Source organism: Stackebrandtia soli (assembly GCF_965137155.1).
GTDB lineage: Bacteria > Actinomycetota > Actinomycetes > Mycobacteriales > Micromonosporaceae > Stackebrandtia > Stackebrandtia soli.
On record NZ_CBCRZX010000001.1, the window covers coordinates 223,366 to 247,088 of the forward strand.

The 23,723-nt window shown below is 67.0% G+C and carries 23 protein-coding genes and 1 tRNA gene; 5 read left to right on the forward strand and 19 right to left on the reverse strand.

The window, feature by feature from the left end:
- Nucleotides 1–39 precede the first annotated feature (39 nt).
- The 3 genes from ACM9NP_RS01060 to ACM9NP_RS01070 all read right to left on the reverse strand — a co-directional run bounded on the left by ACM9NP_RS01060 (nt 40) and on the right by ACM9NP_RS01070 (nt 2,681).
- Nucleotides 40–498: an SRPBCC family protein gene (locus ACM9NP_RS01060; RefSeq protein ID WP_415644663.1), complete on the reverse strand. Its 459-nt coding sequence runs from the start codon at nt 496–498 to the stop codon at nt 40–42.
- Between the two features lie 393 nt (nt 499–891).
- Nucleotides 892–1,554: a response regulator gene (locus ACM9NP_RS01065; protein ID WP_415644628.1), complete on the reverse strand. Its 663-nt coding sequence runs from the start codon at nt 1,552–1,554 to the stop codon at nt 892–894.
- Entirely contained in the window at nt 1,551–2,681 is a 1,131-nt protein-coding gene (locus ACM9NP_RS01070; protein ID WP_415644629.1) for a sensor histidine kinase, read from the reverse strand. Before ACM9NP_RS01070 ends, ACM9NP_RS01065 begins: the two co-directional genes overlap by 4 nt.
- Before the next feature lie 222 nt (nt 2,682–2,903).
- Between ACM9NP_RS01070 and ACM9NP_RS01075 the strand changes: the two genes are divergently transcribed.
- Nucleotides 2,904–3,257 carry a DUF6223 family protein gene (locus ACM9NP_RS01075; protein ID WP_415644630.1) on the forward strand — a complete coding sequence of 118 codons (354 nt, stop codon included), beginning with the start codon at nt 2,904–2,906 and terminating at the stop codon, nt 3,255–3,257.
- A 391-nt stretch (nt 3,258–3,648) separates the two neighbouring features.
- Here the strand turns inward: ACM9NP_RS01075 and ACM9NP_RS01080 are convergent, their stop codons facing one another.
- The gene (locus ACM9NP_RS01080) at nt 3,649–4,242 is read right to left on the reverse strand and encodes a TOPRIM nucleotidyl transferase/hydrolase domain-containing protein (protein WP_415644631.1); all 594 of its coding nucleotides are present in this window, start codon (nt 4,240–4,242) and stop codon (nt 3,649–3,651) included.
- A gap of 233 nt (nt 4,243–4,475) precedes the next feature.
- On the opposite strand from ACM9NP_RS01080, the gene ACM9NP_RS01085 reads away from it, so the two are divergent.
- From ACM9NP_RS01085 to ACM9NP_RS01095, 3 genes are all read left to right on the forward strand, one after another.
- The gene (locus ACM9NP_RS01085; protein ID WP_415644632.1) at nt 4,476–4,721 is read left to right on the forward strand and encodes a DUF2283 domain-containing protein; all 246 of its coding nucleotides are present in this window, start codon (nt 4,476–4,478) and stop codon (nt 4,719–4,721) included.
- 595 nt (nt 4,722–5,316) lie between these two features.
- Nucleotides 5,317–6,456: a hypothetical protein gene (locus tag ACM9NP_RS01090; RefSeq protein ID WP_415644633.1), complete on the forward strand. Its 1,140-nt coding sequence runs from the start codon at nt 5,317–5,319 to the stop codon at nt 6,454–6,456.
- A 596-nt stretch (nt 6,457–7,052) separates the two neighbouring features.
- Entirely contained in the window at nt 7,053–7,250 is a 198-nt protein-coding gene (locus tag ACM9NP_RS01095; RefSeq protein ID WP_415644634.1) for a hypothetical protein, read from the forward strand.
- Here the strand turns inward: ACM9NP_RS01095 and ACM9NP_RS01100 are convergent.
- From ACM9NP_RS01100 to ACM9NP_RS01115, 4 genes are all read right to left on the reverse strand, one after another.
- Nucleotides 7,216–7,289, reverse strand: a tRNA-Pro gene (locus tag ACM9NP_RS01100). The genes ACM9NP_RS01095 and ACM9NP_RS01100 overlap by 35 nt on opposite strands.
- A gap of 87 nt (nt 7,290–7,376) precedes the next feature.
- Nucleotides 7,377–8,768 carry a ribosome biogenesis GTPase Der gene (der, locus tag ACM9NP_RS01105; protein WP_415644635.1) on the reverse strand — a complete coding sequence of 464 codons (1,392 nt, stop codon included), beginning with the start codon at nt 8,766–8,768 and terminating at the stop codon, nt 7,377–7,379.
- A complete protein-coding gene (cmk, locus tag ACM9NP_RS01110; protein ID WP_415644636.1) occupies nt 8,765–9,439 on the reverse strand; it encodes a (d)CMP kinase in 675 nt (224 codons plus the stop codon). The genes der and cmk overlap by 4 nt, the downstream gene beginning before the upstream one ends.
- A 260-nt stretch (nt 9,440–9,699) precedes the next feature.
- Nucleotides 9,700–10,494, reverse strand: coding sequence for an SDR family NAD(P)-dependent oxidoreductase (locus ACM9NP_RS01115; RefSeq protein ID WP_415644637.1), 795 nt, complete (start codon nt 10,492–10,494; stop codon nt 9,700–9,702).
- A 157-nt stretch (nt 10,495–10,651) separates the two neighbouring features.
- Between ACM9NP_RS01115 and ACM9NP_RS01120 the strand changes: the two genes are divergently transcribed.
- Nucleotides 10,652–11,038, forward strand: a complete 387-nt coding sequence (locus ACM9NP_RS01120) for a VOC family protein (protein WP_415644638.1) — start codon at nt 10,652–10,654, stop codon at nt 11,036–11,038.
- Nucleotides 11,039–11,083: 45 nt separating this feature from the next.
- Here the strand turns inward: ACM9NP_RS01120 and ACM9NP_RS01125 are convergent, their stop codons facing one another.
- The 11 genes from ACM9NP_RS01125 to ACM9NP_RS01175 all read right to left on the reverse strand — a co-directional run bounded on the left by ACM9NP_RS01125 (nt 11,084) and on the right by ACM9NP_RS01175 (nt 23,713).
- Nucleotides 11,084–11,818 carry a pseudouridine synthase gene (locus ACM9NP_RS01125; protein WP_415644639.1) on the reverse strand — a complete coding sequence of 245 codons (735 nt, stop codon included), beginning with the start codon at nt 11,816–11,818 and terminating at the stop codon, nt 11,084–11,086.
- Entirely contained in the window at nt 11,808–12,662 is an 855-nt protein-coding gene (gene scpB / locus ACM9NP_RS01130; RefSeq protein WP_415644664.1) for an SMC-Scp complex subunit ScpB, read from the reverse strand. The genes ACM9NP_RS01125 and scpB overlap by 11 nt, the downstream gene beginning before the upstream one ends.
- 146 nt (nt 12,663–12,808) lie before the next feature.
- Entirely contained in the window at nt 12,809–13,816 is a 1,008-nt protein-coding gene (locus ACM9NP_RS01135; protein WP_415644640.1) for a segregation and condensation protein A, read from the reverse strand.
- A complete protein-coding gene (locus ACM9NP_RS01140; RefSeq protein ID WP_415644641.1) occupies nt 13,813–14,499 on the reverse strand; it encodes a hypothetical protein in 687 nt (228 codons plus the stop codon). The genes ACM9NP_RS01135 and ACM9NP_RS01140 overlap by 4 nt, the downstream gene beginning before the upstream one ends.
- A gap of 6 nt (nt 14,500–14,505) precedes the next feature.
- Nucleotides 14,506–15,378: a ParA family protein gene (locus tag ACM9NP_RS01145; protein WP_415644665.1), complete on the reverse strand. Its 873-nt coding sequence runs from the start codon at nt 15,376–15,378 to the stop codon at nt 14,506–14,508.
- Nucleotides 15,379–15,646: 268 nt separating this feature from the next.
- A complete protein-coding gene (locus ACM9NP_RS01150) occupies nt 15,647–16,558 on the reverse strand; it encodes a site-specific tyrosine recombinase XerD (RefSeq protein ID WP_415644642.1) in 912 nt (303 codons plus the stop codon).
- Nucleotides 16,559–16,563: 5 nt separating this feature from the next.
- A complete protein-coding gene (gene ald / locus ACM9NP_RS01155) occupies nt 16,564–17,679 on the reverse strand; it encodes an alanine dehydrogenase (protein ID WP_415644666.1) in 1,116 nt (371 codons plus the stop codon).
- 295 nt (nt 17,680–17,974) lie between these two features.
- Nucleotides 17,975–18,520 carry an NUDIX domain-containing protein gene (locus ACM9NP_RS01160; protein WP_415644643.1) on the reverse strand — a complete coding sequence of 182 codons (546 nt, stop codon included), beginning with the start codon at nt 18,518–18,520 and terminating at the stop codon, nt 17,975–17,977.
- 71 nt (nt 18,521–18,591) lie between these two features.
- Nucleotides 18,592–20,346, reverse strand: a complete 1,755-nt coding sequence (locus ACM9NP_RS01165) for a CTP synthase (protein WP_415644644.1) — start codon at nt 20,344–20,346, stop codon at nt 18,592–18,594.
- Complete coding sequence (locus ACM9NP_RS01170; RefSeq protein WP_415644645.1) at nt 20,343–22,613, reverse strand: hypothetical protein; 2,271 nt, start codon at nt 22,611–22,613, stop codon at nt 20,343–20,345. The genes ACM9NP_RS01165 and ACM9NP_RS01170 overlap by 4 nt, the downstream gene beginning before the upstream one ends.
- Nucleotides 22,610–23,713 carry a glycosyltransferase family 4 protein gene (locus ACM9NP_RS01175; protein ID WP_415644646.1) on the reverse strand — a complete coding sequence of 368 codons (1,104 nt, stop codon included), beginning with the start codon at nt 23,711–23,713 and terminating at the stop codon, nt 22,610–22,612. The genes ACM9NP_RS01170 and ACM9NP_RS01175 overlap by 4 nt, the downstream gene beginning before the upstream one ends.
- Nucleotides 23,714–23,723 lie beyond the last annotated feature (10 nt).

A 23,723-nucleotide genomic window follows, 5' to 3' on the forward strand; every position in this document is an offset into this window, starting at 1 on the left:
AGCATCAAGCCGGTCCACCTGCCTGAGCGACGGGATCGGTCAGCCCGTGACGACCTGCTCGATCCTGGCGAGCGTCGCCGTCATGTTCTTCCGCGTCACGGTGGCCATCTTTCGCACGGCCGATTTGGTCAATCCGGACTCTCGCGAGATGTCCCAGCTCTCACGCACCAGCGTCCCACCTTCCACCGGCTCCAGCTCATACCGCCAGATCCGGCCGCCGATCACCTTCTTCAGCACGCCGGGGGCGTGAGTCTGCCAGGCGATGAGCCGGTTCTCTTGAAACTCGACCACGGTGTTGACCATCGAATACGGCAGACCGGCGCGCATCGACATGCCGAATCGGCTCCCCAGGATCAGTCGATCCGTATGTGACTTGGCTTCGCGAACACTTCCCGAACCATCGAAGTCACGATGGCGCCGAGGATCGGCCAGCAACGAGAAAATCGACTCGGGTGACGCGGCAATCAGACGCTCAACTGTTTCGATATTCGATTCCATAGTCACGCACCCAGGCTAGCAACAAGCCCATCATGGTCACGGCCGCCTGCGTGACCGCAGACGACATCGGCTCGGGCGATGTCGACTACCCGTCGATCGGAGTCGACCAACCACGTTCCAGGGAAGACGCGCGCTGCCGACCAACTGGCTTCGAGTGGCACCGAACAACCCAAACGGAACGGACCTCGCCGCGACAATCTCCAACTACTCCGGAAGCTACTCCGCGTTGACGAGGAACTCCGGATGCGGATCACACGCCGACTTCCTTGTAGCCGGTGTTCCCGTCGTCCAACTTGGAACGTGGACACGTGAGCGATCAGGCCCTTTGCTCCCCGGCCGTTCGATCACCATCGCAGTGCCGCAGCGGGAACATCCAGTATGGATCCGTTGGCGTCATGAGGAACCCGGCGTCACCAGGCCGGATTCGTAGGCGTAGACGACGACTTGGGCGCGGTCGCGGGCATGAAGTTTGGCCATGGCTCGGTTGATGTGGGTCTTCGCGGTCATCGGGCTGATGCCCATGCGCTCGGCGATGTGGTCGTTGGAAAGACCGTGCGCGACGAGTGTGACCGCCTCGCGCTCGCGGTTGGTCAGTTCGGCCAATGCCGTGCCGGGCAAAGGGTCGGGCGGTCGAGTGACATACCGGCTGATGAGTTGGCGGGTGATGGACGGCGCGAGCAGGGCGTCGCCGCGCGCGGCGACACGTACGGCGTGGACGAGGTCTTCGGGAACGATGTCCTTGACGAGAAATCCGGTGGCTCCTGCTCGCAGCGCGTTGAAGATGTACTCGTCGAAGCCGTAGTTGGTCAAGATGACAACACGTACCTGGGTCAGATCTGGGTCGGCGGCGATGAGCCGGGTCGTCTCGATGCCGTCGATCACCGGCATCTGGATGTCGATGAGCGCGACGTCAGGCAGGTACTTCTTGGCCAACGCCAGACCCTCCTGGCCGTCGGCGGCCTCCGCCACCACCTCGATGTCGTCTTCGATGTCAAGGAGGGCACGGAATCCGCTGCGCAGGAGCGCCTGATCGTCGACGAGCAGAACTCGGATCATGTCGTCGGCCCCGCCGGCAGTTCGGCGTGGACGGTGAAGCCGCCGCCGTCGCGCCGTCGCGCGTGCAGGCTTCCGCCGAGAGCCGTGACTCGCTCGCGCATCCCGAGCAATCCGACACCGGGCACCGGATTGGTGTCCGACGTGGCCACACCGTCGTCATCGACCCGAATCGTCAAAGCGTCCGGACGGTAGTCGATCAAAACCGATGCCGCGGCGCCGGCGGCGTGTCGGTTGATGTTGGTGAGGGACTCCTGGACGATCCGGTAGGCCGTCCGGCCAACCGCCGCCGATATCTCGCGACGTGTGCCCTGAACGCTCAACCTCGCGTCCAGACCGCTCGTGTTGGCACGCTTCACCAGCTCCGGAACGTCGTCGAGTCCACGCGGAGGGGACTTGTCGTCATCGCGCAAGGCCTCGAGAGTCGCCCGCAGTTCCCGGGTCGCCTCGCGGCTGGCCTCCCGAATCGCCAAGAGTGCTTCCGGCACGTGTTCGCCCCGTTTGTGGGCCACGTGGACGGCGGCCTCGGCCTGCACCTTGATGACCGAGATCTGGTGGGTGAGCGAATCGTGCAGTTCCCGCGCGATGTGCAGCCGCTCCTCGTCGGCGCGGCGACGCGCGGTCTCCTCTCGGGTGCGCTCGGCTTCGTCCGCACGCCGCTCGGCCTGCCGCAACGCCTCACCCGCCGCGCCGGCGGCGACCAGCCAGGCGATCTCGAGAGCGCCCCGGGCCTCCTCAACCGCCTCCCCGGCTGCCCAACCATGTGGCGATACCAAGGCGGCCAAGGGAAGCGCGGCCAACACGGCCACCGACCCCACCACCGCGACGACATGGCGACCGGCCCGCACTGCGGCGTACACCGCGAACAGGTACGCGACGGCGGGCACGTCGAAACCCGCCGCTTGATAGCCAACGGCGCACAGTCCGGTGACGACCAGGACGAGGACCGGAGCGCGGCGACGCGCGGCCAGCGCCAGCCCGCTTGCGGCCAGCAACACGTGGCCGGTCAGCCCGAGGCCCGCTTCCGGGTAGTCATTGGACAGTCCCACCAGTAGCAGTGTCACCGTCACACCGACGGTGATGGCCCAGTCCACGACTCCAACGGGAACGACCGACTGACGTGTGCTCATTCGCGCACCATAACTCCACGGCGCTGCCGACGAATCCTGCCGAAGGTTGAGTCCCGGCTACCGCGCCTGCGGTACATCCCCGGCACCTGCGGCATTGACGGCAGGCAGGTACACCACCTGCGGCACCACGAAACGCCACCGCAGGTAGGACGAAACTCGGCGTTCCCGGAGACAGGATCGAACGACATTCACACCCCGAAACGCACGCAGGGAAGAGAAGAAATGAACACAGCACAAGGTCTGATAATCGCCGCGGTCGGCTTTGCCGATCTGAGCCCCGGACGGGTCGGCGCCCTCGCCGCCGCGTTGCTCGGACTGGTCGGCATTGTCGTCGGCGCGCTCGCCCTGGTTCGCCCCGCGAGTCGCGTCGGAACAGCGACCGGAACGCTCGGCGCGTACACGGGCACGTTCGCCGGAGTGCTCGGTTTGGCCCTGGGAGGCCTGGTCGTGGTCACCTCCGACGCGGGAATCGGCACCGGCAACGGGCGCGGCGGCGCGTACGTGGCACTCGTCATCGGACTGGCGGCCACCGTCCTCGGTGGATTGGCGCTGGCCCGCTCCCGCCGAACCGACTGACCGACTGACCGACTGACCGACTGACCGACACCGCGACGAGCGTGACACCTCCGCCTCGACCAACTTCTTCGGCGGCTCCCACACATGACGCAGCGAGTCCTCGTCGCCGAAGCGCTCGGGGTGACCACCGGGGTTCGGCCCGCAGCAGCAGTGCGCGAGGGCCGTCCGGGAACCTCGGCACTCAAATGTGGGCTAGCCGAGACCGCGGGTGCCGCGACGGATCTTCGTCCATACGAGAGGCGCACGACGCAGGTCGGGGAACGGGACTGGGAGAATGCGACGGTCGCGAACAGGCCGTAGTGCCGTGTGAAGGGAGAGCACGTCATTGAGCGCGGCGGGGTCGGTCAGCCGCGGAATCGCGCGAGTTCGTCACGGGTCAGGCGGCGCCCGGTCATCGGCGATGGGCGCCGGGCCAGCCCTCCGGGTGGGTCCACCCCAGCAACCGGTCGATCGGCGCGGGCACGGCGTCAAGCGGCACGGCCTCGGCCAGGAGGGTCCCGTACCGCTCCTTGCGCCCCGCCTTCGTCCCCAGGAAGCGCCTGAGCTGCGCCCCGATGTCCACGCCGCGATGGTCCGGCTGTCCCTGAAGGGTTCGGAACAACCGCGCCTCCCCCGCCGCGGCGATCACGTCCTGCACCGCGGCCGGACCGAGGGCGCGGATGAACTCGTCTTCGAGGTCCCGGGCGCAGGCGAAGAACCCATGATCGGCCGGATCCGTGCCCTCGAGGCCCGTGGCCCGTAGCGCGCCCACGACGACGTGCGTCTCGCCCGCGTCGTAGAGGCCGCACACTCGCATTCCCTCTCCGAACGCGAGGAGCCGCTTCTTCAGATTCGTGATCCCACCTAGGGGCTCGATCTTGGCGCCGAACGACGCGAGGTTCATGCCGCGCCGCGCGGCGATCGTCTCGATGGCCGCCCGGTCGCTCTCCCCCTCGACGAACACCACCGTGCGGATCTGCGGTGTGGGCGACGACGAGACCGGCATGCTCGCGAGCTTACGGTGTGGGCCGCCCACAGGCGCGGCGTGGCCCGCGCGCTTACTGTGGGAGGAGTACTCCGACGCATCATCGCCTGAAGTGCTGGCGTGTCAGCCTGTGGAGGGTCGCGACGGAGCCCGCAACCAATGCCGTCTTGACCTTCGCAGGTCTGAGACCGGCGAGGCCGTTACAGCGCGAACGAGGAATAGCGACATCAACTACCCGAGAGAGCCAGTTCACCGTGACAGAGGTCAAAGTCACCTATGACAAGTCCGTGAACGCAGCGTACGTGTGCTTCACCGAACCCCAGGCCAAAGTGCACTCCGCGAGTATGTACGCCTGCGACCCTGTGGACGTGGACGGCATGATCAACCTCGACTTCGACGAGCAGGGTCGCCTCATCGGCATCGAAGTGTTGGCGGCCGATTCAAAGTTGCCCGAGTACCTGCTCCAGTCGGCAGAGCGACTGGGCACCGAAGGCGCATGAAACGGTCTTGGACTCGCGCGTAAACCGTGGCACGCCACGCCTGGGATGGTGACCAGTCGGTGAACCGATTGTGCTCGTTCCGCTGGTAAGAGTCCGATAAGCCCAGGCGAAGGTCTCGTTCCTCTTCCGACATCAGGCCTTGAACTCTCGTTCGTGTCGGCCTCGGCGTTGGCCATCCGCCAAAGATACGAGCCCGCGATTCATTCCACATCGGATGAATCCGTGTGAGGAGTCCCGCAGAACGCGGACACCCTCGTCCTTAACGTCTGGGCTGTTCGGAGTACTGCGAAAGACGCGCAATCAGCCTGAATCCGACGACCGACTCCGTACGGGCAAAACGCCTGACAGATTAGGCTCCCGCTCGATACGCACTCGACGAGCGATCCAGCGTCTCCAGTGTGGTGGGTCCTTGAGCCACCAGTGGTCGGGGAATGGACGAATTCGGGGAGGATCGGGTGGAGCGACACCACTTCTCCTATGCGGTATGCGGTTGTGACGGTGGCGTCGGGGAGGACGAGCGGGGTCGTCGTCGTTGGTTCGGGTCGGCGGGGGGCCATCGGTGTGTGGCGTTTGTGGTGGGGGGTTGGATCGGTTCATGGATTTCCAGATCGAGAACAATGCCGCTGCTGACGGTCGCCGGTTCCGCTGGCCCGGCTCCCCTCTGGTCGACGCGGTCGAGATCGACGCCGAATGCGGTGATCTGTTGGCCCTCGACGCCGACGGAGTCCTCTCAGGACTGAACCTGGACACCGGCGAGGCGACCCGGTTCGCCAGTATCGGACAACCCCTGCTCGCAGGAGACCAGTGGCGACTCCACATTGACACCGATGAACGGTTCGCCGCTGTAGTAGAGGATTTCGGAACGGCCGGCGTTGTTGTGGATCTGTCGACAGGTGACACGGTGATGCGACTTGACGCAGGCGACTACTGCGTCGAAACGGTGCCGGCATCGGTGGTCTTTGTTCGGCACCCCTCGCATGGCACTGTCCTGGTCCACCGCACTGACTGGAACCGGATCGATGCGACGGCGTTGCCGTCGGGCCAATGTCTGACCACTCGCCGGCCGGGAGATCCTGCCGAGGCTGACGAGTCGTCGCATTACCTTGACTACTTCTATGGCGCGATCCATGCCAGTCCCCAGGGGCGGTACCTTTTCTGTGACGGGTGGGTATGGCAACCGGCAGCCGCCCAGTACCTGATTGACTTGGCCGCCTGGCTGGACGGCGCGGTGTACCAGCCGGAAGATGACTACCTGGAGAATGACCTCGCCGCCGTCATGGGGTTCGGGGACGAGTGGACCATGCCATGCGTGTGGCTTGACGACTCGCATGTAGCGCTGTGGTGCAGACGAGGGCCGCTCCCGGTCGACGATGAGCGGTTTGCCAAACATCCGGCGGATCCTGTCATCGCCCAAAGTGAAGGTGCAGTCTTCATCCTCGATGTGGACGCACCACATCAGGCGAGCTCAGCCTCACCTGGCCCGACAGCTCTTCGAGTCCCTACCACCGGCCGCCCGGAGGGGTTCGACTGGCCAGTCGGTCGGCTCTTCCGATGCGCTGATCTGCTCGCCGTCTACGATGGCACCGTCACGAGCTTGTGGGATTGGCGCACCGCCCAACCAGTGGCGACCATTCACGATGTACAGCCTCATCTCCTACACCAGCGTCGGTCATCCCTCATTGAACTTCACCCTGATGGCGTGACAGAAACGCCTTTGCCCCGGATCGACCGGTAGATCGGCATCACCCTGCGGCGCACGAGCCCATCGGTCCGCGACGGACGCGTGAAACCAGGTGACCAACGCCTCTGGCCGCCGCGAAGCGACCCGATCACAGCCCACGCCTCATCCGAGATCACATCACACGAGACTGCTCCCAGCCTCACTCCAGAGGCGTCGAATCAGGTTTGGCAACACGGCCCGGAGAGGTGCCACGGCCGAGAGAGAAGACCCGCACCACAAAGCATCTCGGAGCGCGGGCCGTCAACACCAGCACAGTCCCAACGCGATCAGGAACTGCCTCACTCACGACCTCGGTGTTCCGCTTCCCCAGTCTTCGTCGGCCCGGGAGACGAACTCTCCGCCGCCCTCGGCGCCAACCCGGCATGGAATCCCCCGCCTGGATCCACACATCGAACAACTCCAGCATGGAATTCGTCTGCGTCCACCAGGGACGCACCGAACACTCGCGAGGATCCTGATGATCTCCAGGTTCGGTGCGTAATGGCAGTACCCCCCTGCGACCCTCATCCGCATCCTGCCGGGAGAACTCTCGCAACAATGACGAACCTGATCCGGACGGCTCGCCACCGCCGCGAATGTCAATGGACCTCATGCCGGTGATGATCATCGACAAGCCGCAGCCACTTGCAATGTCGGCTCTGGGCGACAAATGCCAGGCGCTGACGTGCCGTCCCACGGACGAATCATGGACGAGAATTGATCTGGATGTGGTTCAGGCCAGAGGCATGATGCCTCTGGCCTGGGAAAACGTTGTCGGGCTGACAGGATTTGAACCTGCGACCCCTTGACCCCCAGTCAAGTGCGCTACCAAGCTGCGCTACAGCCCGCGACAACACGTTGTTCATCGGTTTAACCCGATGAACAACGGTAACTCTAGCGCAGGCTCACGGTCGAGCCGATATCGACCCCGCCCATCATCGCGACGGCGTACGACCTCCCGGCTTGCCTCGGCGTTCGCGAGCCTTGACCGTCATCGCGATCGGGGAACCCGTGAAACCGAAGTCCTCACGGAGTCGACGTTCGATGAAGCGGACGTACTGCGGGTCGAGCCGCCCCGAGGTGAACAGGACGAACTTCGGCGGCCGGATACCGGCCTGCGTCATGAACAGCACGCGGGGTGCCTTACCCGCGCGGACGGGGTGCGGCCGCGCGGCAATGAGCGCCGAGATCCACTGGTTCAACTCGCCCGTCGGAACACGCTGTTCCCAGCCCGCGAGCGCGGTTCGGATCGCGGGGGCGAGCTTGGTGACGGCCCGGCCCGTCATCGCGGAGATGTTGACGCGTTGGGCCCAGGTGATTCGCTTCAGTTCCCGGTCGATCTCGCGGTCGAGGTAGTACCGCCGGTCCTCGTCGACGAGGTCCCACTTGTTGAACGCGATGACGAGCGCGCGGCCGGCGTCGACGGCTTGGCTGATGACGCGCTGGTCCTGTTCGCTGATGGGCTCGCTGGAGTCGAGGAGGACGACGGCGACCTCGGCCGCCTCGACCGCGGACTGGGTTCGCAGGGAGGCGTAGTACTCGGTGCCGGACGCCTGCTTGACGCGCTTGCGCAGACCGGCGGTGTCGACGAACTGCCACGTCTCGCCGTCGAGTTCGATGAGGCTGTCGACGGGGTCGACGGTGGTGCCGGCGACCGAGTCGACGACGACTCTGTCCTCTTTGGCCAGCTGGTTGAGCAGGCTGGACTTGCCGACGTTGGGTCGGCCGACGAGAGCGACGCGGCGGGGACCGTTCTCGAGTCGTTGATCGGCGGACGGCATCGTCGGCATCTTCGCGAGGAGGACGTCCAGCAGGTCGCCGGAGCCCCGCCCGTGCAGGGCCGACACCGGGAAGGGCTCGCCGAGCCCGAGTGACCACAGTGCGGACACATCGGACTCCGCGCGGGCGTCGTCGACCTTGTTGGCGACGACGATGACCGGTTTCTTCGCTCGGTGCAACACTCGGGCGGCGGCCTCGTCGACGTCGGTGGCTCCGACGAGCGCGTCCACGACGAGCATGATGACGTCGGCGGTCGCCATCGCGGCTTCGGCTTGCGCGGCGATCGCGGCAGCCCGGCCCTCGGCGTCCGGTTCCCAGCCCCCCGTGTCGACGACGGTGAAACGGCGGCCGTTCCACTGCGCGTCGTAGGCGATGCGGTCACGGGTGACGCCGGGAGTGTCCTCCACGACGGCTTGCCGGCGACCGATGAGCCTGTTGACCAGCGTCGATTTGCCGACGTTGGGACGGCCGACGACCGCGACGACCGGAGTCGGCTCGGTTGTCTCGGGCGTCGCGAAGTCGGACGGCGTGGTCGAATCCTGGGTCATTCGGTTCCCTTGTGTGCGATGAGTTCGTGTAGTGCGGTTATGACCTGGTCGAGGTCGAGATGAGTGGTGTCCAGCACGACGGCGCCGGGTGCGGCGTCGTGCGGGCGGGTGGTCTTGGCGTCGGCGTTGTCGCGCCGGGTGAGGTCGGCGGCGGTCGCGGCGAGGTCGGCACCGGCCTGCATGCTGCGTCGGCGGGCGCGTTCGTTCGGGTCGGCGGTGAGGTAGACCTTGAGGTCAGCGTCGGGGGCGACGACCTCGCCGATGTCGCGGCCTTCGACGACGATGCCGTTCGCCTTGGCGATGATGTCGCGTTGCATGGAGATGAGGATCGCGCGGACCTCGGGCACCCCGGACACTGCGGAGACGGCGGCGGTCACTTCGGGGCCGCGGATCTCAACGTCGACGTTGTCTCCATCGACAAGGGAGTAACGGTCGTTGGGGGTGGTACCGAACTCAAGGGTGGCGCCTTCGACGACCTTCAGGATCGTCGCGGCGTCGGTGAGCCCGACTCCGGATCGCAGTACGGCGAGTGTCGCGGCGCGGTACATGGATCCGGTGTCGAGGCAGCGCAGCCCGAGTTCGGTGGCCAGACGGCGGGAGACGCTCGACTTGCCGGAGCCGGAGGGGCCGTCGATCGCGATGACACCGCGGAACGGGGTTGGTTGTGACACGCTGGGTCTCCTCGTTGTTGTCTCGTGCACCACCTCAATGATGCCTGCCGCCGCGGGGCCGTTCACAGTTCGGGCGGCGGCAATGAGGCGTGACCCTCGTGACCCCTGGTCGATCTGGAGGTTGTCCCGTCGTCTCCGCTCGTGCGCGGCGGGACGACGAGCGCCGGTCGGCGAGACGGAAGGCTCCCGCGCGTCGATCGGCCCCGGGTAACAGATCCGCCGATGCCGTTGGCCACCCCTGCCGGGCTACGGAGCAATGTCTAGGCGCGGCGTGCTCCGCCGGCGCGGACGACGCCGTTGACGATACCGGGTGCGAGTCTGGCGGTCGTCGTGAGCGCCCGCAACAGCATCGGGAAGATGACCTCCTTGCGGTTGGTGGCGACCGCTCGGACGAGTCGGGTCGCGACCTGTTCGGGAGTCAGTCGAGGCAGCAGCTTCGCGATCTTCGGGAGGCGTTCGGTCGAACCGGGGTTGTTCACGAAGTATTGGGATGCGACTTCGCCCGGGATCACCTCGGTGACGCGGACGCCGGTGCCGCGCAGGTCCGCGCGAAGCGCCTCGGTGAGACCGCGCAGGGCCCATCTCGAGGCGGCGTATCCGGCGGCGGACGGCCAGACGACTCGGGAGACGGGTGAGTTCACGTTGACGATGTGGCCGCTGCCTCGGCGCAGCATGTCGGGGATGAGACCGGTGGTGAAGTACCCGGCCGCGAGGTACGGAAGGGCGGCCATCTCGGCGAACTCGGTCATGTCGGTTTCCTCGATGAAACGGAAACGTCCGGCACCGGCGTTGTTGACGAGGACGTCGGGAGTCCCGTGGTCGCGGCGGATCTCGTCCAGCACCGCCGCGACGCCGTTCACCGTCGAGATGTCGGCGGGATGGGCGGACGCCGCTCCCCCCGCGTCGACGATCGCGCGGGCGACGGCGTCGAGCTTGTCCGCGCTGCGGGCGACGAGGAGGACCTTCGCTCCGTGCTTGGCGAACTCGGCGGCGGTGGCGGCTCCGATGCCCATCGAGGCGCCTGTGATGAGCACGGTGTTTCCGGTGATGCGCATGCGGTTCTCCAGCGGATCGGTTCGAGTGGGCGTATTCGTCCTACCCAGCGGTCACAATAAACCGTGTTGTGCGTGTACGCCGGTGCCGTGTGACGGTGGACATGACCGTCGCCGCGTCGGTGTGCACGCGAGGGGGTTCGACCGAGGAGGTTTCGCAATGCCGACGGTGTTCCCATCGTTGATGTATCGGGATTGTCCGGCAGCGATGGTTTGGCTGCACGAGGTGCTCGGCTTCACCGAGCACGCCGTCTACAAGGATGACCAGGGGCAGATCATGCACGCCGAGATGAGGTTCGGCAACGGAATGATCATGCTCGGGTCGAAGAAGGCCCCGGGAAGCCTGTGGGATGACATCGGTCCGTCCAGTGTGTACCTGACGGCGCCCGACGCGGCGGCCGTCGACACCGCGTACGCCCGGGCCGAGACTCACGCGGGTGAAATCGTGTCACCGCTCAAGGACCAGGACTACGGCTCCCACGAGTTCACGGTGAAGGATCCCGAGGGCAACATGTGGTCGATCGGGACGTACGCCCCAGGAGCATGAGCGCTTTCCCGGTTGGCGCCCGAGAAGGCGCCAACCGGGGCGGTCTCACAGATCCACTGCCTTGTACAGCGCCGCGATCTCGTCCGGCCGGAGCCGACGTAGCGTCCCGGGCTTCAGGTTGCCGAGCTTGACATCGCCGATGGCGGTGCGGACGAGCCGGTTCACCGGCAACCCCACCTCCGCGAGCAACCGACGCACCACGTGTTTGCGGCCCTCGTGGACGACGACCTCGACGAGCGTCTGGTCGCCGGCCTCGTCGATGACCTTGAACGAGTCGACGGTGACCGGTCCGTCCTCCAGTTCGATGCCACCGGCGAGCCGCCGCGCAATGGCGGGCCCGGCGTAGCCGGTCACCTGGCAGCGGTACGTCTTGGAGATCTCATATGACGGGTGCGCGAGGCGGTGCCCCAGCTCACCGTCATTGGTCAACAGCAGCAAACCCTCGGAATCGGTGTCGAGGCGGCCGACGTGGAACACGCGCTCGTTGATTCCAGTGGTGAACTCGGTGAGATTGCGCCTCCCCTGCTCGTCATCCATCGTGGACACAATGCCGCGGGGCTTGTTCAACACATAGTGGACGATACGGACATCGGTGATGACCCGTTCGCCGTCGACGTGAATGACGGCGGACGACGGGTCGACCCGCCGCCCCAACACCGCCTTCTGACCATCGACCGTCACCCGGCCGGCCGCGATGAGGTCCTCGCACACGCGCCGTGACCCCACGCCGGCGCCGGCCAGCACCTTCTGGAGCCGGATACCGTCATGATCAGTTCTCACTGGATTCACCTATCTGTGTTATGTCGTCGGGAAGGAACGGAGCCAACGGCGGCAGTTCCGCGATCGAGTTCAAGCCGAGTTTCTCCAGGAACAGCGACGTCGTCCGATACAGGTGAGCACCCGAATCGGGATCGGAACCGCATTCCTCGATCAGCCCGCGCATGGTGAGCGTCCTGATGACCCCGTCACAGTTGACGCCTCGGATGGCCGAAATTCGACCTCGGGTCACCGGCTGCTTGTACGCCACCACCGACAGCGTCTCCAACGCCGCTTTGGTCAGCCGCACCTGCTGGCCATCGAGCACGAAGCGCTCCACGAAGGGCGCGAACTCCTCGCGAGTGTAATAGCGCCAGCCACCCGCCTGCCGCCGAAGGTCGAAGCCCCGATTGTCCCCGGTGTACTGAGCCGCCAAGGTTCGCAGCGCCTCGGTGACCTCGGTCTCAGGTCGACCCAGGGCCTGGGCGAGCACGAGCTCCGAAACGGGTTCCTCGCAGACCAGGAGTATCGCCTCCAAGGTCCCCGCCAGATCCTCCGCGAACAGCGGGGGTTCCGGTTCAGGCGCCCGGGGTTTGGGCGCGGCGGGCGCAGCCGGCGCGCTGACTGACTCCGCTGTGGCAGACGAAGCGACGTCGGGACGTTGGCGTCTCGCCTCGTCGACGTCGACCGGCTCGTCATCGGGGCTGTCCGCCCGCGTCGCGCGCTGCCACGGCGGCGTCCAGCCGGCGACCTCGGCCGCCAACGACGCGGGGACGGGGACGGGCCCGTCGTCCGGGCCGGACGCGGTCGAGTCCCCGGTCGCCGCGGCGGCGTCACCGTCGTCCGTCTCGATCGTGTTGAGCCTCATGGCATCGCGGGTCTCGTCCGTCGCGGGCGCGCTCGCCTCGACGTCGGACGAGGTGGCCGGCTCGACACCGGCGGTCAGGGGCGCCGTGTCCACACGGTCGTGCGTCCCAGCGTCCCCGTCGCTCACTCCACCTGGCGTGGGTTCCATCACCCCTGGTCCTCCTCGTCGTCGCCGTCATCCGGTTCGCCGTCAGGGTGCGCGCCGGTCGGCATTGGGTCCGGCGAATCGACGTCGTCCCCGGTCTCCTCGTCAACCACACCGGCGTATTCGTCTACGTCGATGTCACTTGTCTCCTCGCCCGCGACCCACCGCACCGTCAACTCCCCGAGCGCCTGCACCTGGTCGAAGCCGACCTGGCCCTCCCTGTACAGCTCCAGCAGAGCGAGGAACCGCGCCACGACCTCCAGCGTCGACTCGCAGTCGCTCGTGAGCGCGCGGAACGTCGACGAACCGACCCGGCGCAACCGCCGCTGCAGGATGATCGCGTGCTCGCGCACACTGACGCGCACCATGTGCACGTGATCGACCCCCACGGTCGGCGGAGGCTTCGGCGTCAAGGCCGCCGCCGCGAGACGCGCCAGTTGGTCGGCGCCGATGTTCAACACCAACTCCGGCAGGGCGTGCTGATACCGAGGCTCCAACGACACCATACGAGGGAAGCGCAACGCGGCCCGCTGGGCGAGCATGTCGATGTGCGTCGAGGCTTCCTTGAAAGCCTTGTACTGCAACAGTCGCGCGAACAGCAGATCGCGCGCCTCCAGCAACGCGAGGTCCTCCTCGTCCTCGACGTCGGCGGAGGGCAGCAGTCGCGCGGCCTTCAGATCGAGCAGGGTCGCGGCGATCAACAGGAACTCGCTGGCCTCGTCGAGATCCCAGTCGTCGCCGAAGGACTTCGTGTAGGCGATGAACTCGTCGGTCACGCGATGCAACGCGACCTCGGTCACGTCGAGCTTGTGCTTCCCGATCAGCTGAAGCAACAGATCGAACGGCCCGGTGAAGTTGTCCAGTCGAACCTGGAAACGCCCCGTCGATTCCGTTCCGTCCCGTGTGCCCGCCCCGGCTCCCGGTTCGCGGACCGCTCTCGTCGCCGGTGCCGCGTCGGCCGTCGTCACGTCACCACTCAACGCGGCGGCCAGTTCGTAGAATGCGGTCAATCACCCCGACAGGGTAATGCGCCCGACCACACCCGGATCAGCGGCGCTCCGAGTGAGTCGAGCAGGACATACAGTGCGGGCCGCTCCCCCAACGGAACCGTCAGACCGATGAGCAACAGCCACGATCCCCATCGCCGGTCCGACAGCCACAGGCTCAACGTCGACGGCGCCAGCTCGGCCACGGCCAGGACCGCCCAGCCATCGCAAGGCGGGATCGGCAGCGCGGCGATCAGACCGAAGCACAGGAGCGCGACGGCGGAGGAGAACCACAGCTGCGCCGCCACTCCGATGGACGGCGGGATGCCATGCAGGACATCGGATGGCCGGTAGGTGTCGGTGGCCCGCTGGTCGGGGTGGGCCGTCACGAAGGCCGCGAGCAGGATCTGGGCCACCAGTACCGCCGACAATGGACCGGCGATGACGACGGCGGTCCTCCTCCCCCACTGGCCCGTCGCCGGAGGTTCCGCTCCCGTCGTCCCGAATCCCGTCCCCGTCAACAACGCCGCGAGTACACCGAGGACGTTGACGTCCCGATCCGGTCGCGGCGGCCAGCCACCGGCGCGGGGTCTCCCGAACAGGAAACGCAGCACAAAGGATTGTGCGACGACACGCAACGCGAGCGCCACGACGAATCCGAGGGCGAGGCCCGCGCAGGCGGCGGGCTGAACGAGCGCGAAGACCACTCGCCGCTAGCGGCGATCGTCCTGAGCCGCGATGACCTCTCGCGCGAGCTGCCGATAGGCGCGCGCTCCCGAGGACGCCGGTGCCCACGTCGTGATCGGCTCGCCCGCGACGGTCGTCTCGGGGAAGCGCACCGTGCGGGTGATGACCGTCTGATAGACGCGGTCCCCGAAGGCTTCGACGACACGTTGGAGGACCTGGCGTGAGTGCGTCGTGCGGGAGTCGTACATGGTGGCGAGGATGCCGTCGAGCTCCAGGTCGAAGTTCAGCCGCTCACGGACCTTGTCGATCGTGTCGAGGAGCAACGCGACACCGCGAAGGCTGAAGAACTCGCACTCGAGCGGCACGAGCACGCCGTGGGCGGCGGTGAGGGCGTTGATGGTGAGCAGACCGAGCGACGGCTGACAGTCGATGATGATGAAGTCGTACTCGCTCATGACCGGGCGCAGCAGGCGGGCGAGCGTCTGTTCACGAGCGACCTCGTTGACGAGCTGGATCTCCGCCGCCGAGAGGTCGATGTTCGCGGGGAGCACGTGGAGTCCCGCGACGTTCGTCTTCACGATGACATCCTCAATGGACACATCGCTCTGCATCAGAAGGTTGTAGACGGTGAGCTCGAGGGTGTGCGGATTGACGCCGAAGCCGACGGACAACGCGCCCTGCGGGTCGAAGTCGACGAGCAGGACCTTGCGTCCGTATTCGGCGAGCGCGGCACCGAGGTTGATCGTCGTCGTGGTCTTACCGACGCCGCCCTTCTGGTTGGCCATCGCCACGACACGGGCGGGGCCGTGCCGTTCCAACGGCTGGGGCTGCGGAATCTCGCCGCGCCCGGTGTACGACTCCGGGTCACCGATACCGACCTCACCGTCGCCATCGGACATCGGCTGTGTCACACCACGAAGTGCCGCCCACTTGTCGTCGTTTTCCGTGCTGTTCATTAACGCCCTCCTGCGATGAGTCCGGCGCCGTCGAGGCCGATCGACCGACCGTCCTCTTCCACCTGACCGGTGGTCAGGAGCAGACGGCTGCGCGACTCGCGGTTCGTGGTGCCCGCGCTTGTCGACCTTACGCCATAGCACCCACCAACCGCTACCTGCCGCGCCGGATCCAAGCGGCACAACGGCTTTGCCCATGAGGCACCGGGTGAGGTCATCGCGCTCTCGGGTGCGATGTCGCGTACACCTCTCGTAGCCTATCGACTGTGACAAGTGTATAAATCTGCGTCGTCGTCACAGACGAGTGTCCCAAGAGTTCCTGGACCACCCGGACGTCCGCGCCACCGTCCAGAAGGTGCGTCGCGAAGGAGTGCCGCAGTGTGTGCGGTCCGATTCCCGACGGCAGCCCGGCGCACTCGGCGACCCGGGTCAGGATCAGGTGCGCACCTTGACGGGTCAGCGCCCCGCCCCTCGAGTTGACGAACAGCTTGTGGTGTCCGCCCGGCCGCAACGCTGGCCTGCCGCGCACCAGATACCCCTCGATCGCGCGCACCGCGTATCCGCCGAGTGGGACCGTCCGGAGCTTGCCGCCCTTGCCTCGCAGCAGGACCTGACCGGCGTCGGTGTCCACATCGTCGACATCGGCCCCGACCGCCTCGCTGACCCTGGCCCCGGTGCCGTAAAGGAACTCCAGGAGCGCCAGGTCCCGCAGGCCGCGCGGCCCGTCGGCGTCGACGACGGTCGCCGCGGACAACAGGCGCTCGACGTCCTCCACCGCTACGGCCTTCGGCAGACGCAATGGGGCGCGAGGGGCGACCACGTCGGCGGTGGCGTCGACTTCCAGCAGACCGTCCGCGAGCGCGAAGCGGTGCAGGCCGCGAAGAGTGCTGACGACGCGGGCGACCGACCGGGCGGACAGCGCCCCCTCGTCCGCGCTGGCCAGATCGGCGACGAAGGCCGTCGTGTGCGCGTTCGTGACGGACCGGAGATCGGCGAGGCCGCGTCCGCCGAGCCAGGACCGGTAGCGGTCGAGGTCGCGGCGATACGCGGCCAACGTGTTCCGAGAATGTCCACGCTCGACGGTGAGGTGATCGAGGAAGGCCCCGATCACCTCACCCAGCGGCAACGGCCTCAGACCAGGATCTCCTCAAGCTTCTGCACCGACAGGTCGTGCGCGTCGGCGACCGGACCGTAGGCGACGTGCCCGTCGTGGGTGTTGAGACCCATCGCGAGGGCGCGGTCGCGACGGAGCGCGTCACGCCAACCGTGGTTGGCGAGTTCGAGCGCGTACGGCAGCGTCACGTTCGTCAACGCGTACGTCGACGTGTGCGGGACGGCGCCGGGCATGTTCGCGACGCAGTAGAACAGGGAGTCGTGGACCGAGTAGACCGGGTCCGCGTGGGTGGTGGCGTGCGAGTCCTCGAAGCAACCGCCCTGGTCGATCGCGATGTCGACGAGGACGCTGCCGGGCTTCATGCGCGACACCAGTTCGTTGCTGATCAGGGTCGGGGCCTTCGCGCCGGGCACGAGGACCGCTCCGATGACGAGGTCGGCGTCGAGGACGGCCTTCTCGATCTCGAAGGAGTTCGACGCGACGGTCTGCAGGTGGCCCTGGTAGATCCGGTCGGCGGCGCGCAGCTTGTCGATGTTCTTGTCGAGCAGCTGGACTTCCGCCTGCATGCCGAGGGCGATCGCGGCGGCGTTCATGCCGGACACGCCCGCGCCGATGACGACGACACGCGCCGCGTGAACGCCGGAGACGCCGCCCATGAGGACGCCGCGGCCACCGCCCTGACGCATCAGGTGGTAGGCGCCCGCCTGCGGCGCGAGCCGCCCGGCGACCTCGCTCATCGGGGCCAGCAGGGGCAGCGCGCCGTCGAGGGTCTCGACCGTCTCGTAGGCGATGCCGGTGACCTTGCGCTCGAGCAGCGCGTCGGTGCATTCACGCGACGCGGCCAGGTGCAGGTACGTGAACAGAACCTGACCGGGGCGCATGCGGTGGTACTCGGAGGCGATGGGCTCCTTGACCTTCAGGATGAGGTCAGCCTCACCCCACACCTCATCGGCGCTGGGGAGCATGCGCGCTCCCGCGGCGACGTAGTCCTCATCTGGAATGGAGGAACCGAGACCGGCGCCCGCCTCGATGACGACCTCATGACCGGCCTGCACGAACTCGTGCACGCCCGAGGGCGTGATCGCCACTCGGTATTCGTGGTTCTTGACCTCGCGAGGTATCCCGACCTTCACCTGACTGGTTGCCTTTCTCAACAAGCGTGCGGACTCGCCGCCGTTCAGTGCCTGAAAGCCGACATGGCCTTCGCGGATCCCACCGGCACCGTCATCGGCGGCGTACGTTCCATAACGGGTTGAAACCGAGTGACGACACCCGTCATTCGGGCCAAATTCGCCCCGCCGCGGCAGTGTACGAGATTGGCGCGATCAGCCTTGCATGGCCGTCGATTCTGTGTCAATAGACCGACTCCTCTTTATTTTCTACTCGCCGGTTGCACTTCTACCCATCGAATCAAAGGAATATGTCGCGTTATCGCGACTGTGCGGCGGCGAGGAGTCCGCTGACGCAGATATTGTTCCTGATTCGGCCGTCGGCGATCGCGGCGAGTGCCTCGTCGAGGTCCCACCAGCGAGTCTCGAGCTCCGCCTCCTCATGAGTACGGGTGTGCGCCTGTTCCGACGGAACAGCGGTGAGACCACGGGCGAGATAGATCTGGATCCGCTCGTCGCTGCAGCCCGGACTGGCGAAGACATCGAGCAGGGGTTCCATGGATCCGGCGAGGAGATCGGCCTCTTCGGCGAGTTCACGTCGGGCGGTCTCGCTCGGATCCTCACCGTCCACATCGCGCAGACCGGCGGGGAGTTCCCAGAGGAACCGCCCCACCGGCGCCCGATACTGGCGCACCAGCAACACGCGTCCGGCATCGTCGAGCGCGACGACCGCGACCGCGCCGGGGTGCCGCAGATAGACCCGGTCGGCGGAGTCGCCGCCGGGCATCGCCACTCGATCGTTGACGACGTCGAAGAAGCCGGAATAGACCGTCCGACTGTCCTCGACCGTGTACTCGTGCGCCACGATGATCCCTTCTCAACTGTCCACTAGATATACGACGGACGTTAGACCGTCGCCGAATCCGCGCCGACGACTCAGCCGGCCTGCTGCTCGGTCAACTCCGGGATGGCCAGTTCGTCCGCCGTCGCGTATGTCAGAGACGCGCCCATAAACGCCGCGAACAACGGATGCGGGCGGGTCGGACGCGACTTCAGCTCGGGATGGGCCTGAGTGGACACGAAGAACGGGTGCAGTTCGCGCTCCAATTCCAGGAACTCCACGAGCTTTCCGTCCGGAGACACGCCACTGAGGATGAAACCCGATTTCCCGAGGGCGTCCCGATAGGCGTTGTTGACCTCGTAGCGGTGACGGTGTCGTTCGCTGACGGTCGTGGTGCCGTACGCCTCGGCGACGATCGACCCGGGCGCCAGTTCGGCGGTGTAGGCGCCGAGCCGCATGGTTCCTCCCATGTCGCCCTTGCCCGCGACGATGTCCGTCTGGTCGGCCATCGTCGAGATCACAGGGTGTTCGCAGGTGGCGTCGAACTCCTCCGAGTTGGCCCCGGCCAGGCCCGCCACGTCACGCAGGACCTCGATCGTCATGCAGTGCAGACCGAGGCACAGTCCGAGCGTCGGGATGCCGTTGCCACGGGTGTACCGGATCGCGTTGATCTTCCCCTCGACGCCTCTCGCGCCGAACCCACCCGGGATGACGACGCCGTCGACACCGGCGAGCGCCTCGGCGGTCGCCTCCGGAGAGGAGCAGGAACTGCTCTCGACCCAGCGGATGTTCGCCTTCGTGTGATGGGAGAACGCCGCCGCCCGGACAGCCTCCACAACGGAGAGATAGGCGTCGGGCAGGCCGACGTACTTTCCGACGATCGCGACGGTGATCTCACGACGAGGGTGATGCACGCGGTCGAGCAGGTCGTCCCACGCCGTCCAGTCGACGTCCTTGAACGGCAGGTCGAGACGGCGAACGACGTAGGCGTCGAGGCCCTCGCTGTGCATCCGCTTCGGGATGTCGTAGATGCTGCGGGAGTCCGCGGCCGAGATGACGGCCTCGGTGTCGACGTCGCAGAACAACGCGATCTTGTTCTTCAAGGCCTCGGGCAGTTCCCGATCGCTGCGGCACACGATCACATCGGGCTGGATGCCGATGTTGCGCAGCGCGGCAACCGAGTGCTGCGTCGGCTTGGTCTTGAGTTCACCGCTGGCGGCCAGGTACGGCACGAGCGACACGTGAATGTACAGGCAGTTGTCGCGGCCGACATCGTGCCGCAGCTGCCGGATCGATTCCAGGAACGGCAGCGACTCGATGTCGCCGACGGTCCCGCCGACCTCGGTGATGACGACGTCGGGAATGCGCCCCGCCGCGTCGTCGGTGTCGGGTTCGGCCATCGCGCGGATGCGGGCCTTGATCTCGTTCGTGATGTGCGGGATCACCTGCACCGTGTCGCCGAGGTACTCGCCGCGACGTTCCTTGGCGATGACGTCCGAGTAGATCTGCCCCGTGGTGATGCAAGAGCGCCGGGACAGGCCCCGGTCGAGGAAACGCTCGTAGTTGCCCACGTCGAGATCGGTCTCGGCACCGTCATCGGTGACGAAGACCTCGCCGTGCTCGAACGGATTCATCGTCCCCGGATCGACGTTGAGGTACGGGTCGATCTTCTGCATAACGACGTGGAGGCCACGCGAGGTCAGGAGGGTGCCGAGGCTGGAGGCCGTCAAGCCTTTACCGAGGGCCGAGCTCACACCCCCGGTGACGAAGATGTGTTTGGTACGTGCCTGATGAGAACCGGTGCTGGCCAATGCCCTCTCCCGTGGTCGTAAACCGAGTGTGGCGGTCATCCACGGGATTCCACGGTAACACCTTGATCAGCTGCGATCACGTCGGGCCGGACCGGGATGTCGAGATCGGCGGGCATCGATCGGCCGTCACGCACGTGCGCTCGAGCGAGCACGCGTAGGGCCATGATGATCGCCAACGGCATCGTGATCGACGCCGCGGCGCCGACGGGAACGAAACCGCTGCCCCCCAACAAACCTCCCAGCAGTGTCGCCACGATCGCGCCGACGAAACCGGCCCGGGCGCTCGGGTACAGGCCGAAGGAACGCTTCAATCCGCCCGACGGCGGCAGCAAGACGCTCCATCCGAACACGATCGACCCGATGAGCAGGACGGTCAGCGCGTTGCCGACCGCGACCACATCGGACTCCATAATGGCCCTGATCCTGCCCATGCCGTTGCCGCTGAACATATCCGCGAGAAAACCACCGAGCGCACCGCGCTCCGATTCGGGGCGGGTGACGTCGGCGATCGCCAGCACGAGCAGAAGCCCGAGACCGGCGAACGCGGACCAGGCGAAGCGGCCGAACGTCAACCACCCGCCCGTGGAGATGCCCGCGGCGAGACAGATTCCGACGGTCAACGCGATGGCTCCGGACGGGTCGTCGCCGAGATACGGGCTGCCCACCAAGAGAACGCCGACGCTGCCGGCGAGCGCGATCGCGATCGGCCGGTACGGACGGGGAAGTCCCTGCGCGGCGCAGCCGGACGCCATCAGCAGCGAGGTCGCGAACACCCCGAAGCCGAGCGGCCCGAGCGTGGCGTTACCGGCGCTGTTCGACGTCGTGTAGGCGGTGACTCCACCGAACTGAAGTCCCCCGCCGGTGAGGATGTCGACGCCCACGACGAGCAGACCGACGAGACTAACCGTGATCATCAGGCCCATCGGAGAGCGGCGCCGCGGGGCCAACAGCGCGAGCGCCGTCAACGCCACAACAATGACCACTGTGGATACAAGGAGCGCGATCATGGTGTGATCCGCGCGCCACCACGGCACGACGTCGACGAGCGTCGCGGCGGGCAACGTCAACGACAGCGCGCACGCGACGCTGACGAGCACGCGGAACGTCCAAATCGTCGGGGGTCGACGCCCGATCGGCCCGGCGCCGCGCCGGATTCGATGCAGGACGGTCGCGGCGAAGACGAACAACGCGAGGATCGCGACGGTCAACGCGAGCAGGAACACGTTGACCGCGTCCTGTTGCGCGGCGGCCTCGATGTCGGAGTCGGTGAGTTCGGCGACCACCTTGGCGATCGGGGCGTCGCGCTCCTCGACGACACCGGCGGGCGAACCCGCGAACGGCGTCGGGAGCGGACGATCGAGGACGGAGACCGCCGTCGGCGCGAGGTCGATGAGACGCAGGTAGCCCTCGCGTCCCGAGCCGGCGGACGTCAACCAGCCCGTGAAGCCCTCACCGTTGACCATGACGGCGTGCAGGTGCTGCGTCGCGGACGTCTCGGCGAGGCCCGCCACGGTGATCGTGGAGTCCTCGGGCCGGGCTTCGTTGACGCGGGCGAGCTGGTCGTCCAGCTCCGAGAGCTGACGCGACCGCGTCGTCGGGTTCTCCGACAGGGTGCCGAGGTCGATCAGGGTCAGCGCGCAGCGCCGCAGTAGAGGCCCGACGTCGTCGGACTCGGCCGGCAGCGCCGGGATGTACTGGTCGACGCGCCCCGTCGGGCGGACGGCGCCGAAGGCCGCGCCCGGGCCGATAGCGACCGAACAACGCACCGACTCGGCGAGCGCGCCGATCTCGACGCCCTGGTACTCCTCGCGGTTCCGGTCGGCGGTGACGACGACGGACTCGATCGCCGCGCCGCCGGATTCGTCCACTTCGACGTCCGTGGACGGAAGCGCGGGACAGGCGCCGTTCTCACGTAGGGCGGTGCCGCCGTCGGCGCGTGCCCCCGCCGACAGGGTGAGCCAGCCGTCGAGAGGGCAGGTCGGAAGCGACTCGGACTCGGCGACGAGGGAGCCGACGGCGCCGGTCTCCGCGAGGCGCCACAGCGTCGGGGTCGTCGAGGGGTTGACGTCGGCCCAACGCAGGCCGGACACGCCGACGACGATCGAGTGCTGCGACTGTCCCTCTGGGACTCTGACGGGGGTGTGCCCCGGGAACAACTGGCTGGCCACGATCACACCGGTGATCGCGACGATCACCCATCCGACGAGGACCCGTCGATGGGTTCGCAGTAGGCGCTTGGTCCGGTCGGCCGTGCGGCCCGACCAAGTCGTGGAGCGGGTCGCGGAATCGCGGTCCGGTGGCGTCATCGTCCAGTGAGTTCCTGATACAGCGCGTCAAGGTGGTCAATGCTGTCCTTGTTGGACGGCCATGTCTTCGCCTGCCGACGACCCGCGTCGACCAGTTCCGTCACCAGCTTCGGCGAGGCGAGAAGCCGACGGACGGAGGCGTCGACGCCGTCGACGTCTCCGGTGTCGACGAGGAGGGCGCCGTCGCCGACGAGGTCGGCCGTCCCTCCCGCACGGGTGGCGACCAGGGGGGTCTCGGCGTGCAACGCCTCCTGGGCGAACAACGGTCGAGCCTCGGAATCGCTGGTGAGCACGGCGATGTCGGCGGCGGCGAGAAGATCCGCCGGGTCCGTCCGGTGTCCCAGGAGGGTCACGTCGGCGCCGGTTCGATGAATGTGCTCCGAGAGTTCCCGCCGCAGCGGCCCGTCACCGGCGATGACGACCTTCGGAGCCGGATCGAGCGACGCCCACCGTGCGGCGGCGTCGATGAGCACGTCGAGGCGTTTGACCGGGTGCAGCCGGGAGATGCTGAGGATCAGCGGGCGATCGGTCGCCCCCAGCTGGGCCTTCATCTGGTCGACGGCGACGGCCGGCTCCGCCAGCGGCGGTGCGACGACGGGGATGCAGCGAACGTCACGTCCGCCCGAGTCGACGAGGTGACCCACCTGCCCCGGATCGGTGCACAGGCACACGTCGGCGCCGCGCGCGACCGCCATCTCGGCTGCTCTCAACAGCTTTCCCTTGTTGCCCACCGGGTTGAGGTGGGTGTGCCACGTGACGACCAAGGGTGACGCGGCCGGTCGGGCCAGCCGCGACACGAGTCCGGCGCGCATGCCGTGCGCGTGGACGACGTCGGGGGCGACCCCCGCCGTCGCGTGCAGCACCCGACGCAGCGACGCGATCGCCGTCGCGTCGCGCAGCGGATGTGGTGTCGGTGAGATCTCCACTGGCACGAACCGAGCACCCGCGGCCGAGAATCCGAACTGTTCGTCGGTCGCCCGAGGACCGTAGACGCTCACTCGGTCGCCGCGCTCGAGAAACCCCCGCGTCACCGACGCCACATGCGTGCCGATACCTCCGGTCGTCGTGCCAAGTACCTGTGCGATGCGCCTACCGCTCACGCTCATCCTT

Coding starts and splice junctions, on each gene's coding strand:
- ACM9NP_RS01060 (WP_415644663.1), bottom strand. CDS start 498: ATGGAATCGAATATCGAAACAGTTGAGCGTCTGATTGCCGCGTCACCC.
- ACM9NP_RS01065 (WP_415644628.1), bottom strand. CDS start 1,554: ATGATCCGAGTTCTGCTCGTCGACGATCAGGCGCTCCTGCGCAGCGGA.
- ACM9NP_RS01070 (WP_415644629.1), bottom strand. CDS start 2,681: ATGAGCACACGTCAGTCGGTCGTTCCCGTTGGAGTCGTGGACTGGGCC.
- ACM9NP_RS01075 (WP_415644630.1), top strand. CDS start 2,904: ATGAACACAGCACAAGGTCTGATAATCGCCGCGGTCGGCTTTGCCGAT.
- ACM9NP_RS01080 (WP_415644631.1), bottom strand. CDS start 4,242: ATGCCGGTCTCGTCGTCGCCCACACCGCAGATCCGCACGGTGGTGTTC.
- ACM9NP_RS01090 (WP_415644633.1), top strand. CDS start 5,317: ATGGATTTCCAGATCGAGAACAATGCCGCTGCTGACGGTCGCCGGTTC.
- ACM9NP_RS01095 (WP_415644634.1), top strand. CDS start 7,053: ATGCCGGTGATGATCATCGACAAGCCGCAGCCACTTGCAATGTCGGCT.
- der (WP_415644635.1), bottom strand. CDS start 8,768: ATGACCCAGGATTCGACCACGCCGTCCGACTTCGCGACGCCCGAGACA.
- ACM9NP_RS01115 (WP_415644637.1), bottom strand. CDS start 10,494: ATGCGCATCACCGGAAACACCGTGCTCATCACAGGCGCCTCGATGGGC.
- ACM9NP_RS01120 (WP_415644638.1), top strand. CDS start 10,652: ATGCCGACGGTGTTCCCATCGTTGATGTATCGGGATTGTCCGGCAGCG.
- scpB (WP_415644664.1), bottom strand. CDS start 12,662: ATGAGGCTCAACACGATCGAGACGGACGACGGTGACGCCGCCGCGGCG.
- ACM9NP_RS01145 (WP_415644665.1), bottom strand. CDS start 15,378: ATGTCCGATGGCGACGGTGAGGTCGGTATCGGTGACCCGGAGTCGTAC.
- ACM9NP_RS01165 (WP_415644644.1), bottom strand. CDS start 20,346: ATGACCGCCACACTCGGTTTACGACCACGGGAGAGGGCATTGGCCAGC.
- ACM9NP_RS01170 (WP_415644645.1), bottom strand. CDS start 22,613: ATGACGCCACCGGACCGCGATTCCGCGACCCGCTCCACGACTTGGTCG.